Origin of the sequence: Marinobacter sp. bablab_jr008 (genome assembly GCF_016464145.1) — a bacterium.
GTDB lineage: Bacteria > Pseudomonadota > Gammaproteobacteria > Pseudomonadales > Oleiphilaceae > Marinobacter > Marinobacter nauticus.
In genome coordinates, this window is sequence record NZ_JACDWW010000070.1 from 196,619 (window position 1) to 211,135 (window position 14,517).

The 14,517-nt window shown below is 59.1% G+C and carries 17 protein-coding genes; 9 read left to right on the plus strand and 8 right to left on the minus strand.

Annotation, left to right across the window (positions count from 1 at the left end; genetic code table 11):
- The first annotated feature begins 193 nt into the window (after positions 1 to 193).
- Positions 194 to 1,102: a PEP-CTERM sorting domain-containing protein gene (locus JIF53_RS14030; protein ID WP_199452976.1), complete on the plus strand. Its 909-nt coding sequence runs from the start codon at positions 194 to 196 to the stop codon at positions 1,100 to 1,102.
- A gap of 89 nt (positions 1,103 to 1,191) precedes the next feature.
- Here the strand turns inward: JIF53_RS14030 and JIF53_RS14035 are convergent, their stop codons facing one another.
- The 7 genes from JIF53_RS14035 to JIF53_RS14065 form a co-directional block, all read right to left on the minus strand.
- Positions 1,192 to 2,073, minus strand: a complete 882-nt coding sequence (locus JIF53_RS14035; RefSeq protein WP_199452978.1) for an alpha/beta fold hydrolase — start codon at positions 2,071 to 2,073, stop codon at positions 1,192 to 1,194.
- A gap of 85 nt (positions 2,074 to 2,158) precedes the next feature.
- The gene (gene modC, locus JIF53_RS14040) at positions 2,159 to 3,238 is read right to left on the minus strand and encodes a molybdenum ABC transporter ATP-binding protein (protein WP_199452980.1); all 1,080 of its coding nucleotides are present in this window, start codon (positions 3,236 to 3,238) and stop codon (positions 2,159 to 2,161) included.
- Entirely contained in the window at positions 3,235 to 3,915 is a 681-nt protein-coding gene (gene modB, locus JIF53_RS14045) for a molybdate ABC transporter permease subunit (protein ID WP_199452982.1), read from the minus strand. The genes modC and modB overlap by 4 nt, the downstream gene beginning before the upstream one ends.
- A complete protein-coding gene (modA, locus tag JIF53_RS14050) occupies positions 3,915 to 4,682 on the minus strand; it encodes a molybdate ABC transporter substrate-binding protein (protein WP_199452984.1) in 768 nt (255 codons plus the stop codon). The genes modB and modA overlap by 1 nt, the downstream gene beginning before the upstream one ends.
- Before the next feature lie 9 nt (positions 4,683 to 4,691).
- Complete coding sequence (locus JIF53_RS14055) at positions 4,692 to 5,645, minus strand: alpha/beta hydrolase (RefSeq protein WP_199452986.1); 954 nt, start codon at positions 5,643 to 5,645, stop codon at positions 4,692 to 4,694.
- On the minus strand, positions 5,611 to 6,594 hold the full coding sequence (locus JIF53_RS14060; protein ID WP_153740232.1) for a sterol desaturase family protein: 984 nt from the start codon (positions 6,592 to 6,594) through the stop codon (positions 5,611 to 5,613). The genes JIF53_RS14055 and JIF53_RS14060 overlap by 35 nt, the downstream gene beginning before the upstream one ends.
- 111 nt (positions 6,595 to 6,705) lie before the next feature.
- Positions 6,706 to 7,443: a glutathione S-transferase family protein gene (locus JIF53_RS14065; RefSeq protein ID WP_199452988.1), complete on the minus strand. Its 738-nt coding sequence runs from the start codon at positions 7,441 to 7,443 to the stop codon at positions 6,706 to 6,708.
- A 109-nt stretch (positions 7,444 to 7,552) separates the two neighbouring features.
- Between JIF53_RS14065 and JIF53_RS14070 the strand changes: the two genes are divergently transcribed.
- Both JIF53_RS14070 and JIF53_RS14075 read left to right on the plus strand, forming a co-directional pair.
- A complete protein-coding gene (locus tag JIF53_RS14070) occupies positions 7,553 to 7,990 on the plus strand; it encodes an META domain-containing protein (protein WP_011786952.1) in 438 nt (145 codons plus the stop codon).
- A gap of 129 nt (positions 7,991 to 8,119) precedes the next feature.
- Positions 8,120 to 9,097, plus strand: a complete 978-nt coding sequence (locus tag JIF53_RS14075; RefSeq protein WP_023009513.1) for an META domain-containing protein — start codon at positions 8,120 to 8,122, stop codon at positions 9,095 to 9,097.
- Here the strand turns inward: JIF53_RS14075 and JIF53_RS14080 are convergent.
- On the minus strand, positions 9,073 to 9,906 hold the full coding sequence (locus JIF53_RS14080; protein ID WP_113879149.1) for a substrate-binding periplasmic protein: 834 nt from the start codon (positions 9,904 to 9,906) through the stop codon (positions 9,073 to 9,075). The two genes, JIF53_RS14075 and JIF53_RS14080, sit on opposite strands and share 25 nt — an antisense overlap.
- 144 nt (positions 9,907 to 10,050) lie before the next feature.
- Here JIF53_RS14080 and JIF53_RS14085 point away from each other — a divergent pair, with 144 nt between their 5' ends.
- From JIF53_RS14085 to JIF53_RS19490, 6 genes are all read left to right on the plus strand, one after another.
- Positions 10,051 to 11,151, plus strand: coding sequence for a M14 family zinc carboxypeptidase (locus JIF53_RS14085; protein WP_199452990.1), 1,101 nt, complete (start codon positions 10,051 to 10,053; stop codon positions 11,149 to 11,151).
- A 1-nt stretch (position 11,152) separates the two neighbouring features.
- A complete protein-coding gene (locus JIF53_RS14090) occupies positions 11,153 to 11,899 on the plus strand; it encodes an alpha/beta fold hydrolase (protein WP_199452992.1) in 747 nt (248 codons plus the stop codon).
- Between the two features lie 80 nt (positions 11,900 to 11,979).
- Complete coding sequence (locus JIF53_RS14095; protein WP_199452994.1) at positions 11,980 to 12,597, plus strand: glutathione S-transferase family protein; 618 nt, start codon at positions 11,980 to 11,982, stop codon at positions 12,595 to 12,597.
- Between the two features lie 109 nt (positions 12,598 to 12,706).
- Positions 12,707 to 13,324: a DUF4202 domain-containing protein gene (locus JIF53_RS14100; RefSeq protein WP_199452996.1), complete on the plus strand. Its 618-nt coding sequence runs from the start codon at positions 12,707 to 12,709 to the stop codon at positions 13,322 to 13,324.
- A gap of 71 nt (positions 13,325 to 13,395) precedes the next feature.
- Positions 13,396 to 14,100 carry a response regulator transcription factor gene (locus JIF53_RS14105; RefSeq protein ID WP_023012034.1) on the plus strand — a complete coding sequence of 235 codons (705 nt, stop codon included), beginning with the start codon at positions 13,396 to 13,398 and terminating at the stop codon, positions 14,098 to 14,100.
- Entirely contained in the window at positions 14,097 to 14,465 is a 369-nt protein-coding gene (locus JIF53_RS19490) for a histidine kinase sensor domain-containing protein (protein WP_323127187.1), read from the plus strand. Before JIF53_RS14105 ends, JIF53_RS19490 begins: the two co-directional genes overlap by 4 nt.
- The last annotated feature ends 52 nt before the right edge of the window (positions 14,466 to 14,517 follow it).

Consider the following 14,517-nt stretch of genomic DNA (forward strand, 5'->3'; position numbering starts at 1 on the left):
CCGTCGGTATATTTGCCGTTTTCTGCTCCGTTACCTTCTCAGCTTTGATGGTGTCGAAGCACTTTACAGTTGTGCGCAGACACATTAAGTGTGTGGTTTCTAACTAACTGAAATATAATCATCTTTTGAATTCTGGCAGGAATCGCGCAGGGACGGTTGAGTCACACATTGACTCACAAAAAGGAGTTTAACCATGAAAAGAAAATGGATTGCCGGCACTGCTGGCCTGGCCGCAGCCGCCCTGATGAGTTCCGCTTCTGTTGCCGCGCCGATTACGGCAGATGTTGTGTTTCTGGTCGATGAATCCGGCTCCATGGGTGGAGAGCACGCCTGGCTCAGCAATATGATTGCAAGCCTTGAGAGTGGTCTGGTCGGTGAGGGCGTTGGCTCTTCGGTGAGCAACCGGTACTCGCTGGTTGGTTTCGGGGGCAGGTCATCCAGCAACCATCTGGATCCCCATGCCCATGATATGGATTCAGTAACGGCGGGCACTCAGGAGTGGGGCAGTTCCACCGATTTTGCTGCTGCAACGTCGACGCTGGTTACCAACGGTGGCACGGAAGACGGCTGGAGCGCGCTGGACTGGGCACTGAATAAACTGAGCTATCGCGCGGATGCCGCAGTTAACTTCGTGCTGGTTACCGACGAGGATCGTGACAACACCAATGGTAACCTTACTAAAGAGGGTTTGCTGGCGGGTCTGGGCAGCAAGAACGCCCTGCTCAACGTGGTAGTAAACAACCGCTTTGGTTGTGGTGGGTCCTCTACCAATGCCATTGGTATCGACAGCGATGATAACGGTTTTCTGACCGATGGTTTGGGTGGTTTCACCAAGTGTGAAGGCGCTGGCAACATCGGTAGTGGTAACGGAACCACTGGCAGCGACTACGTCGATCTGGCCCTGAATTCCGGCGGTGCCGCCTGGAACCTGAACATTCTCCGTTCCGGTGGTACTAACGCAGATTCGTTCACCGCATCGTTTGTTGACACCAAGGTACAGGAAATTACCGAGCAGCCTCCGGTTTCTGTGCCGGAGCCCGGTACCCTGGCCCTGCTGGGTCTGGGTCTGACTGGCCTGGCATTCCGCCGCAAGAAAGCCTGATCGTTCGATTGAGGCTTGCAGTAACAAGGGCGCCCTCCGGGCGCCCTTGTTGTTTTTGTAAATGTTATCATCAGGGGCTTTGAAGTCCGCTAAGCGTTATTCCCAACAAACGTTGATACAGACTGACAGATGGCGTCGGGCTCGGTCAGTGGCGCCCAGTGCGGGGCATCCAGTTCCTGCAGCGTGAGCTTACCGGTCCAGTGCACCAGGTGTTCGGTCAGGTGGCGGCCGACGTAGGCGTCCCGCGTGGGAATGATCACCTGAACGGGGCAGCGGGTGTGCCGGGGCCTTGGGCGCAGCAGCCTGGGCAGGAAGTTTGCCCGATAGAGCTTCACACCATATTGTCCGTCTGCTTTCTGCCAGGGGCTGAAACGGGCGTCTTCAACCTGTTCCTGTGTCTTCAGATAGTTCGGCCAGACTTTGTCAAGCCCGGCTTTCCAGATCATTTCCGGTAGCAGCGGCAGCTGGAACAGGAAAACATACCAGGAGCTCGCCAACTGACGCAGTACTTTGGTGGTGCCTCCGTTCGCAGGTGAGCCTATCTGATTGCGAATCCAGAAGCCGACATGATCCAGGCAGGGGCCGGAAATGGAGGTGTAGGAGCGAATACGCTGCTGAAGATCGGGGTCCGTCACTGATTCCCAGCTCTGGATGGAGCCCCAGTCGTGGGCAACCAGATGAAATGACTGGTCGGGGACAATGGCGTTGACGACTGCTTGCAGATCTTTTGCCAGCAGCGCCAGGCGATAGTCCCGGGTGCGAGCTGGCTTGTCGGAGCGGCCAGCCCCGCGGACATCATAACGAATCACCAGATATTCCTGGCTGAGTGCTGCCGCCACCTTGTCCCAGACACTGTGGTTGTCGGGGTAGCCGTGTACCAGAACAATGGGCGTTGCCTCGGGGTTGCCCTCCGCAACGGCGTAGAGAAGAAGGTCTCCACTGGTCACCCAGTGTTCACGTTTGGTCGGCATGTCTCTGCTCCCGGCATGGTGTGTTCAAACGCCAGAGTAGCGGTATCACTGGTCACACTCTGTGGCCGAAGGGGCCAGAAGTCGTTCAGTCCACCAGGGCAACCGATTTGATCTGGAGCCACACCGGCTGGCCGGGGGTGAGTGCCAGCTGGGCCGCGGAGCGGCTGGTGAGCCGGGATAGAAACGGGGTATTGCCGGCCAGCAGTCGCACCAGGGTGGTGCCGGGGGTGACGTCTGTCTCGACACGGTCCACCCGCGCGGGCAGCAGATTCTGGATACTCTGGTCGCGATGCTCCGTCAACGCGATACTCACATCTCTTGCCAGTACCTGTATGCGGGCCGGGTCGCCGGGCCGGAAGCGCGGATCCTGTCGCAGCCACAGGCTGCCACCGTCAAAGCTGAAACGGGCGAGGTGCCATTGGTCATCCAGTGTGTCCAGTGTTGCCTGAACCAGCACGCCAGCATCTTCCTCCAGCCGAAACGGCTGGTCTACCCGCGCGAGAGTCTCTTGCAGTGGTCCCTGTGCGATAACACGCCCCTTGTCCATCATCACAATATGGTTGGCCAGGCGCGCCACTTCGCTGGTGGAGTGGGAAACGTAGAGCATCGGAGTCGCCAGGTGGTCTCGCAAGCGCTCAAGGTAGGGCAGTATCTCCTGCTTTGAGTTCTGATCCAGCGCCGACAGAGGTTCATCCATCAGCAGCAGTCGAGGGCTGGTGAGTATGGCCCGGGCAATGGCTACCCGTTGCCGTTCGCCACCGGACAGTCCGGCTGGCATACGCTCAAGAAGGTGGGCCAGCCCGAGCCAGGAGACGGCATCGTCAAACCGGATCTGGCGTTGCTGGGCTGGAACCCGGCGTTGCCCGAACGTCAGGTTCCGGCGCACCGACAGGTGAGGAAACAGATGCGTCTCCTGGAACACATAGGCCAGGGGCCTTTGATGAACCGGCCTGAACAGGGTGTCTGTCTGCCAGGGCGTGCCGAATACGGAAAGTTGTCCCTGGGCCTGCTGCAGCCCGGCGATGCAGCGGAGCAGCGTGGTCTTGCCGCATCCGGAGTGACCAAACAACGCGGTAATTCCGTTGCCCGGCAGTTTCAGGTCGACATCCAGTTCAAATCCGGGGAACCGGCAGACAAAGCGCGCCTCGATGGCTGTGGAAGTCATCGCAGTGCCCCCGCCCGAGCCCTGCCATTGAGAGCGTACAGGGTGACCAGAACGAGGAAGGAGAACACCACCATGCCCGCTGCCAGCCAGTGGGCTTGGGTGTACTCCAGGGACTCCACGTGATCGTAGATGGCCACCGACAGCACTTTGGTCTCGCCGGGGATATTGCCGCCAATCATCAGGATGACGCCGAATTCGCCGATCGTGTGGGCGAAGGTCAGCACGCTGGCGGTGATGAAACCGTTGCGGGCCAGTGGAATCACGACAAAGAAAAACCGGTCCCAGGGCCCGGCCCGGAGGGTGGCAGCGGTCTCCAGAAAGCCTTCACGGATACCCTCGAAAGCGTTCTGCAGGGGTTGCACCGTAAAGGGCAGGGAATAGATAACCGAGGCCACTACCAGGCCTTCAAAGGTGAACGGCAGTAAACCCAGACCAAGACGTTCGGTCAGCTGGCCGACCCAGCCGTTCGGGCCAAGCAGCAGCAGAAGATAAAATCCGAGCACGGTGGGCGGCAAGACCAGTGGCAAGGCGACGACGGCAGCGATGGGCTGGCGCAGCCAGTGACGGGATCGCGCCAGCCACCAGGCGATCGGAGTTCCCACCAGCAGCAGTACCAGGGTTGTCAGTGAAGCCAGCTTCAGGGTCAGCCAGACCGGCTGCCAATAGGTTTCCAGCATCAGTCCGCCGTGTCGTATCCGTAGCCCTGAATAATCGCAACAGCCTCCGGGGATTGCAGGAAGGCGAGCCAGTCTCTGGCAGCAGTATTGTCGGCACCACGCTTCAACAGAATCGCCTGCTGGTCGATGGGGGCGTAATAGCTTTGAGGAATGCGCCAGAGTGTTCCGTCCTGATCTGGCCAGGCTTTGACCTGAGCCAGCGCCACCAGACCGGCCTGGGCATTGCCGCTGGCAATGAACTGGAAGGTCTGGGCGATGGAGTCGCCACGGACCAGTTTGGGTTGCAGAGGTGACCAGAGTTCCAGGTGTTCCAGGACCTGCTGTGCGGCCAGGCCATAGGGGGCCGTTTTAGGATTCGCGATGGCCAGCCGGGAGAACGGCTGTTCGTTCAGGTAAGCGATGGGCGAGAGGAAGGCCGCGGTTTCGGGGCTCCAGAGCACCAGCTTGCCTCTGGCATAGGTGAAACGCGAACCGGGAACGGCCATCCCCTCGGATTCCAGTAACTGGGGGCGTTGGGCATCGGCTGCCATGAACACATCAAACGGAGCACCGTTGCGAATCTGGGCGTAGAGTTTGCCCGTGGAGCCAAAACTGGCGGTGACCTGGTGGCCGGTTGCAGCCTCGAATGTCTCCACCAGACTGGCGGTGGTGTCGGTGAAATTGGCAGCGACGGCGAGGGTCAGATTCCCCGCGTAAACGTTGCTCAGGGGCAGAAGCAGCCAGATTGCCAGCAAACGGAAAAAACGCCAGCAGGTACGGCGGCTCATAGCGATTCCTTATGGTAGTGACTGGGCCAGTGGCAGGTCGCCGGCCTCCGAGCGAGCGGGCGACTGAATACGGCATAAGGTTAGCACGTATTGCCACACTTCCATGCGATTGGTTTCATTGAGCATCTCATGGCGCCCGCCGTCGAACAACCGCAGCGTTACCTGCTCGATGCCCGACTCCCGGATGGTCTGAAAATGCTGGCGGACGCCTTTCCCCATCTCGCCCACGGCATCGGCGGTGCCGGACAGCAAGTGTACCGGCAGATCCCGATGCCAGGTTGCCGGTCGGATGCTCAGCATGCCGGCAATGAAGTCCTGCCAGAGCCCCACGGAGCAATCAAAACCACAGCAAGGATCGGCTTCGTAGCGGTCTACCTGCTCGGGATCACGGCTCAGCCAGTCGCTGCCGGTACGGTTGGGCCGGAAAGCACGATTGAACTGGCCAAAGGTCATCTTGCCGATGAGCCGGCTGCGATGGCGCCGGCCACGGACGCCGGCAATCAGGTTAACCAGTAGCCGCGAGGCCAGCAGTTGGGGCCGGTGGATGCGGTTGGTGGCACTGAGGATCAGGGCGTTGATACGGTCGCCGTATTGCTGGGCATAACTCTGAGCGATGAACGAGCCCATGCTGTGGCCGAGCAGATTTACTGGCAGGCCTGGATGCTGCTTGCGGGCAGTCTCTACCACTTGCGTCAGGTCGTCCACCACCCTTTGCCATCCGTTCTGATCAGCATAGTGCCCCTGATGTTCGGCCGGGCAGTGGGGGCCATGGCCCCGGTGGTGATAGGTGATGACAAGAATGTTGTGAGCCCCGAGCCAGCGGGCCAGCTCCTGGTAGCGATCACCGTGCTCCGCCATGCCATGGCTGATCACCAGAATGGCAACTGGCTGTGCCGGCCGGTATTGCCGTCCGGCAATGGTGTGGCCATCAGGGGTATTCAGCGTCAGAGGGTGTTCGGTCATGGTTTCGGCCCGCATCCTTGTTGTTCTGAGGTGCCGGGCGCTGCCACTCCGGCGGATTCCATAAATGCTGAAGACGGGACAATAAGCTGCCGGGGCGGGCCATGTCGCGGAACATGTCCACATATTCGTGGGTCCAGAGCACAATCAGGTTATTGGAATGAATCTGCCGGGTAATGCCGTATTCCGGTGGGTTGCTGTCGCTCTCCGGGACAAAGGTTCCGAACAGGCGATCCCAGATAATCAGTGTGCCACCGTAATTGCGGTCGATGTATTCCGGATTGCGGCCATGGTGTACCCGGTGATGGCTCGGGGTGTTGAAAAGGAATTCGACCCAGGCCGGCAGGTGCCCCACCAGCGTGGTATGCACGAAAAACTGGTACACCAGGGAGAAAGCATAGGCGATGCCGATCCACACCGGGTTGAAACCGATCAGCGCCATGGGCAAATAGAAAATCCACATGCCGTTGAAAATGTTGGTGGCATTCTGGCGCATGGCGGTGGAGAAATTCATGCGTTCGGACGAATGATGGACTACATGGGCGGCCCAGAACCAGCGCATGCGGTGGCTGGCACGGTGCATCCAGTAGAAACAGAAATCCACGCCGAGAAAGGTCAGAAATCCGGTCGCCCAGTTCAGCTCCAGTTCCAGCAAGCGATAGTGATAGCAGAGCGCGTAGACGGGAAAGGCGATCAGGCCGGCAAAAAGTAGCTCCGTAACCTGGTAGCCGGCACCGAGGGCGAAGTTGCGAATAGCCTCCGGCACGTTCATCAACCGTGGGTCATGCCGTATCTTCAGGTATTCCCACAAGGTAACGGCAATGAACACGGGGGTGGCGATGACGAAAATCAGCTGTCGTTCGTCAAGAGCCAGCCAGGGGGCCAGGAACTGCCAGAGGCTGATCAGCCCGCTGTCTTCCAGCACTGTCCGCATCATGTCGATCAACACCATGGCCGCTCCCCGAATTATTTTTGTTGGGAGTCATCATCGCACAGCGCCGGGTAAAGGCGATGTCCTATTGCGCCAGGGTTGCTGGCCTATTCCGCCACCGCCTGGCCAGCGTCACCGGTTCTGGCGATACACCGCGGCGATGGGATCGATGGCAGCCTGCCATTCGGATAGCCAGGCCTGCACAGGCTTCGGAACCCTGGTTGGCTTTGGCCATGGTACCGGGTACTCGGGCGGCTGGAACAACGGCGCCAGCAGTGAGCATGCAGTGAGATCGGCGCGGGTAAACTGGTCACCGACGAGGAACGGACGTTGCTGGTAGATCTCTGCCAGTTCCTTGACCAGGGCCTCCAGGGTTGCCTGTGAGCTATCGGCGGTTTTCTGGTTGATCTTCATCCACTTGCGCATGATCTCATCAACCCGGCTGAAGGCCAGGCTAAGCAGGATGCGATTATAGAACGGCGTACCCGCTGCCAGCATGGGTACCACCACTTTCGGGCGCTGCAGAAAATAGTGGTACACCCAGGTGCGCAGAGCGGGGCCGGCCTGTTCGTCCAGCTTTTGTTCCCATTCCAGGGCCCTGGCCTGAAGGCTTGGATCCGTCGGCAACAGGGGCTTGTCTGGAAAGACCTTGTCGAGGTAGTCCAGGATCTGTGCGGACCCCTGGATGATCTGGCCGTCGTGTTCGAGTACCGGTACAGACGACTCGGCCCCGGTCAGTTTGCGAATCGTGTTTACATGCTGGCCCGGGAGCAGGTTGACGGTCTGATAGTTGATGCCCTTGTAGTCCAGGGCCCAACGCGCCTTTTCGCAGTAGTGCGAAATGCAGAACTGATAGAGTTTGATCGCCATGGTGTTGCTCCGGATGTCTGGTAACTCAAGATTAACCTTTCTGTATGCGAATTCCCAAGACGGCAGGCGTAGAATGTAATGGTTATCTCACTATCTATCAGGGGGTTATATGAGTCTTGCAAAGAATGTCATGGCGATGTTGCTGATTACCGGGTCGCTCTGGGGCTGCTCCCTCAATGCCGAGAAAGAGGGTGGAAAGCCCGGGTCGCTGGCCGGTAGCCAGTGGTTGGTGGAAGAGATTGATGGTGAGCCGGTGCTTGAGGGTAGTGAGGTTACCATCGGGTTCACCGATGAAGGGCGGGTGTTTGGCTCATCGTCCTGCAACCGTTACAACGGAGGCTGGCACATTCAGGGTCAAGAACTGGTGTTTTCCCAGATGGCCGCGACGCGAATGGCCTGCCCCGAGACCCTGATGCAGCAGGAAAACCGGTTTCTGAAACTGCTGGGCGACGTTCACGGGTATCAGTTCGCCGCAGATGGCCGTCTGGTGCTTGAGACCGGGCAGGGCGTTACCATCCTGGCCTCGCCAGCCGCTGAACAGGAGTAGTTCCGGTCGCCTTGGCGATGACGTGACACAGATACGCTTCTGCCTCAGCGCTTTGCCTCGATCGTGGTGAATCCAGGATGGAATCTCTACAATGGCGACTTGTAGTCTGGAACAACAGAGGATGTGTTCATGTTTTTGCGACAAGGTGTATCGCTGTCTGTCGTGGTTCTTGCGGGTGCACTGATCAGTGCCTGTGTCTCCAGCCCGACGAAAACGGGCCTGTCGGAGTTTGGCCGTTACCAGTGTGGCCAGCTCGAAGTTACGGTCACCAGCTCCGGTGACGACGAACTGGTAGGGCTGGAATACCTGAATCGCCGGGTTCTGCTCAAGCCGGCCGAGAGCGCCTCCGGCGCCTTGTTTGTCGCGCCCGGCGACCCGGATACCCGGTTCTGGAGCAAGGGGGAGCGGGCAACGCTGAGCCTGCGTGGCGAGACGCTTCCCGAGTGCCTGGAGCCGGGCGCCATTGAATCCTCGTTTCGTGGGATAGGCACGGAACCGTTCTGGTCTGTTGTCATCGAGAATGGCCAGATGCGGCTGACCCGTCCTTACGACCAGCAAGTCACCGAAGATATCCGCCTGAACGAGATTCTTGCCAATCGTCATGGTCGCGCCTATGAAGCCACGCTGGGTGACGAGCGGATGGAAGTGCGGATCGCTCATCAGTTGTGTGAAGACCAGATGGCCGGTGCTCAGTATCCGGCTCAGGTGCGTCTGACACTCGGCGATGAGACGTTTGAGGGTTGTGGCGGGGATCGTCAGCGACTGTTCCGGGGTGCCGAATGGGTGGTGGAAGACCTTGCCGGTGCCGGCATTATTGACCGCTCCAGAATGACCCTGAGGTTTCTGGCGGACAACCGGGTAGCTGGCCGGGCTTCCTGTAATCGCTATATGGGAAGTTATAACCTGACGGGAGAAGGGCTGTCCTTCAGTCTCCAGGCCACCACCATGATGGCCTGTGCGCCGGCGTTGATGAATCAGGAAAGGCGTTTCCTGGAGCTGCTGGAAGAGGTAACGGATGGCCGGATCGGCCGGCATGGTGAATTGCTGCTGCAAACACCCGCTGGCGATACCATAAAGGCTTTTCAGTCTGAGGTGGAAAGCCCGTAGGACGCCTTGATCACGTCCAGACGGCCAGTTTCAGCCAGCCTGGCCAGACCTGCATCCAGTAGTCTGGCCAGTTCCTCCGATCTTGAGTTGCCAGCCGAGAAGGCGATGTAGACGGGGGCCTGGTGGGCGATCCCGGCCAGTCTTGGAGGTGGATATCCTGAATGCTCCCGCAAAAACCAGCTCATGACCGCCTGGTCTTCGGCGAAGGTATCGGTACGTTCCTGTGCCAGTAGTCTGAGGGCTCGCCCGAGGGGCGCTGCTCCGGAGAGGACCCACACTCGTTCGGGATCATCGGTATAGTCTGCAATATAACGATCCAGCTCCGGAGAGTAGGAGTAACCGTTGATCACCAGCAGGGTTTTTCCGTTAAGCGACTCCAGCCCCCGGTATTGCCATTGACTCTCCGGATGCGTGTACAAGCCGATACGGGCGGTGCCCATGGGGCGCTCCGGAAAGACAAAGTCCGGGGCGTCGCCTTTCAGGGCGCCGATAACGCCATCAATCCGGTTCTCCCGGGCCAGGCTCAGGGAACGGGCCCAGCCATAGTTTCTGTACTCAACGTCAAAGCCGGATGCGGCAAAAATCTCCCGCGCAATATCCACCATATAACCTTCCTCCGGCGCACCAGCCCGGCAGTTATGGGGGCACCAGGGGTCGGCGGCGAGAATGATCCGGTGTTGATCAGGGTGGGGGGCAGGTTGCTGACGCGTGGCGCTTTCCGTGGCTTCATGCCGCCCTGGTTCTGTAGCCTCATCGGGTGAGCAGGCGGCCATCAACAGGGCCAGGATGAGCAACGGGAATCTGGGCATGAGCGGACTGGGTCACGGTAATCTGCGAAGGTGCATTTTCATAGTATACCCTTGCATACTATTTGCAATAACAGGTTCGGCACTGTCAACGGACTGAAGCATTTCTGGCGCACACTGTCAGCAGCCGTTGCCAGAGAGCCTGAAATGACCGAACTGAAAGCATTGACGCCCCACGCTGTGATACCAGCGGAGCAAGCCCGCCGGGACAGAGGCCAGAAACGAAGGCTTCGCACCTTCCTGCCGGAGCTGATCCAGCTGGAGCGGCTGCTGGCGGAGGCGCCGGAGGGTGTCTCCAGTTCTGTCCTGTCCCGTGTGAACGTTCGGGACCTGGAGCTGCCGGTCTATCGGGTCGACCTGGGTACCGAGCGTCCGGATGCGCCCGTTGTCGTGCTGATTGGCGGTGTCCACGGGCTGGAACGTATTGGTACGCAGGTGGTGATGGCCTGGCTGGCCTCATTCCTCGCCCGGATGGCCTGGGACGACAGCGTGCAGGCGCTGCTGGAACGGGTGCACATCACGCTCCTGCCCATGCTGAACCCGGGTGGCATGTACCTGAACCAGCGCAGCAATCCGAACGGGGTTGATCTGATGCGCAATGCGCCGATTACGGCCCAGGATCGCAGTGCCTTCCTGTTGGGAGGGCAGCGGCTTTCACCACGCTTGCCCTGGTATACCGGTGATCCCGAACAGAGGATGGAAGCCGAGAACCTGGCCCTCGAGTCGGTGATCCGGGAACTGCTCCCGGGCCGTCCATTCAGCCTGGCGCTGGATTGTCACTCCGGGTTTGGCTGGCAGGACCAGATATGGTTTCCCTACGCCTACCGCCGCCGGCCCATGCGCCGTATTGGCTCGGTCATGGCGCTCAAGCTGATCTGGGAACAGGCCTACCCCAATCACACGTACCGGTTTGAGCCGCAATCTACCCACTATCTGACCCATGGTGATCTATGGGACTACTTTTACAAACAGGTTAACCGAACCAGCGACGGTGTTTTTCTGCCGCTCACCCTGGAAATGGGATCCTGGCGCTGGATTCGGAAACGCCCGCGTCAGCTGTTCCGGCTGGAAGGCTTCTTCAATCCACTGGTTCCCCATCGTCACCAGCGCGTGTTGCGCAGTCATATGCCGTGGATCGATTTTCTGCTTAACGCCGCCGCCAGTTATGAGAACTGGTTGCCCGGGCCGGAGGAAGAGTCCATGCTGAGGGAAGCTGCCATTATGCACTGGTACAGGGATAGCCGATGACATGCACTGGATCCTTCTGAGAGGCCTGACTCGGGAGCAGGGCCACTGGGGCCATTTTCCGGCACAGCTTCGCTCGGCCTTTCCTGAACACCGGTTTTACACCGTCGATCTGCCGGGCACCGGCACGCTGTTCCGCGAGGATTCACCCGACTCCATCCCTGAGATCCGGCGGCGCGTCTGTGAACAGGTGAATCACATACCCAGGCCCTTCAGCCTGCTGGCTCTGTCAATGGGCGGTATGGTGGCCCTTGACTGGGCCCAGCATGCCGAACCCGGGGAGCTCCAGCACCTGGTTCTGGTCAACACCAGTTCCGGTTTCAGTCCTTTCTGGAAACGCATGCGCCCGCTGGCCTGGCCGCGCGTCACTCAGCTGCTGGCCCGTCGAGAGCTGTTTCACCGGGAGCGGGATATCTTGCGCCTGACGTCAAATCGTGAAATTCCCCTGTCTTTGTGCAAAGCCTGGTACAGCATCCAGCGCCAGCGCCCGGTCAGCTATCGCACGGCGTTAAACCAGTTGCGGGCGGCGGCCCGGTTTCAGCCCTTGCCCGAGCGGCCCATGGCAGATGCCCTGCTGCTTGCCAGTAAGGGTGACCGTATTGTGCATTGGCATTGCAGCGCCGAACTGGAACGACGCTGGTGCTGGACGCTCCGGCTGCATCCGGATGCCGGGCACGATCTGCCGCTGGATGAACCCGACTGGATCATCCGGCAGATGAAAAACTGGTTGCCCGGTGCCCTGTCTGGCTAATAGGGGTTGCTTGACGCAACTGTTTTTTGCAGTCACGCTCATTGCCGTCAATTCATTGAGTGAACGGAGCCAATAACAAGATGAAACTCTTCGAGACCCGAACCGCCCCCAACCCACGCCGGGTGCGCATGTTCCTGGCCGAGAAAGGCTTGCTGGACCAGGTTGAACTGGTGCAGGTGGATATTGAAAAAGGGGAGAACCTGAGCCCGGAATTTGTTGCCCGCAACCCGATGAAGAAAGTGCCGGTACTGGAACTGGACGACGGCACCTGCATTGCCGAAACCATGGCCATCTGCCGCTATTTTGAGGAAAGCTATCCGGACACGCCCAGTCTGTTGGGTGAATCACCGCTGGAGAAAGCTCTGGTGGAGCAGTGGCTGCGCTGGATCGAGTTCTATTTCATGATGCCCACCGGCATGTGCTTTCAGCACACCACCGGCTATTTCAAGGATCGGATGAATCCCATCAAGGAGTGGGGGGATGAGTGCGGCCAGGGTGTCGAGAAATTCATGCATTTCCTGAACAAGCAGCTCGAGGGCAAGGAATACCTTTGCTGTGACCGGTTCACCGCCGCCGACATTAACGCTTTCACCACCGTAGCCTTTGCCCGGGTGGTCAATATCCGTATCAAGCCGGAACAGGAACACCTGCAGGCCTGGTTCGACCGGATCAAGGCTCGGCCTTCGGCGCAGGCCTGACGTTTGCCGGTGACCTGAAGTCCAGCCGGCTGATAGTATCGCTTGATGGGATGGCGCGCCCTGTTCACACGGGGGCGCCAGGAGCGAGCCGTGCGACTTGAAGGACTGAATGATGAGCAACAGTGCCAACCTTGAATGTGCGATCAATGCCATCGACCAGGCAAACCAGCAGGATCCCAACCGTGAGGAAATAGGCGGTGAATCCCTTCCCAGGGAATACGCCTATAGCCTGCACATGACCCGCTGGCTGTTTGAGCTGGAGCCGGAACCTTCCGAACGCATGCAGATTGCCTGTCGGGCCCAGCATATCGAGCGCTGGACCATGCCCCGGAGTGACTATGGTGAGGGCCGCAAGAATTACTATCAGTGGCGACAGGCGTGCGGCCGAATGCATGGCCGCCGGGCGGCTGAGATCATGGCGAAGTGCGGCTATCCGCAAGCCGAGTGCGAGCGGGTCGAAACCATTCTGACCAAGCGTAAACTGCGGGAAGACGAAGATACCCAGTTGCTGGAAGACGTGGCGTGTATGGTGTTTCTGGAGCGCTATTTTGCGCAGTTCTTTGAAGATAATCCCGATTACGACAAAGAAAAATGGCTGCGCATTGTGCGCCGGACCTGGGCCAAAATGACGCCCCGTGGCCACCGTGCTGCCCTGAAGCTGGCCGAGGGCATGCCCGCCCATTTGTTGGCTTTGCTGCAGGAAGCGCTTTCTGCGCCTGCCGAGTGAGCCCTGACACTTGAGCTACCGCCCTCTGTTGCATATGATATTCGTTATCATTTGGTAATGGATGTCAAACCATGGCAACGCTGGCCAACCGAAACCCGAAGATTCTGATTGTCGAAGACGACCAATCCCTCAGTGATCAGCTGTCCGGATTACTGGCCTCCCGCGGCTATCACGTGGTGCAGCGCTATGAGGGTGATCAGGCACTGGTTACCGCATTGGGCCAACGGCTGGACCTGATTCTTCTGGATGTGCTGCTGCCGCGGATGAACGGGTTCGAATTCCTGGAGAAGCTCCGTAAAACCCGCCAGACCCCGGTCATGATGCTGACCGCCTGTGGTGCCGAGCAAGAGCGCATTATGGGGTATCAGCAGGGGGCCGATGACTATGTGCCAAAGCCTTTCAGTTTCACCGAATTGCTGCTGCGAATCGAGGCGTTGCTGCGGTGCACCCTGGGCGAAACCGATCAACGTGCAGACCCTGCGACACTGTCTGCCGGTGAGCTGAAGCTTGACCGCCACGCCATGACCGTCAGCGTTCAGGGTAATCCGGTCGTCCTGACTCCGATCCAGTTTCGCCTGCTCTGGATTCTGGTGTTGCACCAGAGCGAACCCTTGAGCAAACCCTATCTCTACCAGGTGGTGCTGGAGAAGGAATTCAGTCGCTATGACCGAAGTCTGGACATGCACCTGAGCCGGGTACGTCGCAAGCTGGTGGAGGCTGGTGTTGCCGGCGATCGTCTCCAGACGGTGCACGGCAAGGGGTATTGCTTCCAGTGAATCACCGTTTGTGGTGGAAGCTGTCAGGCACCCTGGCGCTGGGAACCCTGGTGTTGTTCTGGGTGATTTCCTTTCTGGGGACCACCACCGAACAGCAGATAAGTTTTATCGCCCGCAAGCATCAGGAGACCCTGCAAGACTGGGGGCACACAGCAGAGCGTCTGTACCTGGCCGGCGACGAACAGGCCTTTGCCCGTTGGCTGGAGCAACTGCAACGTGAGGAAAACACCTGGGCCGCTGTGGTTCAGTCTGAGAGGATAGGAAGAATAAAAGCCTTTTTCCAGAGAACCCGCGCAGACTGCTGTCGTTCTATCCCTCGGTTCTATCCCTCGCTTCATTACCTGATAGCCTCAAACCAGGGCTGAATTCCGCTCTTCTCGATTGAATTCCCCCCAGTTTCCGAGCTTTCACACCTCA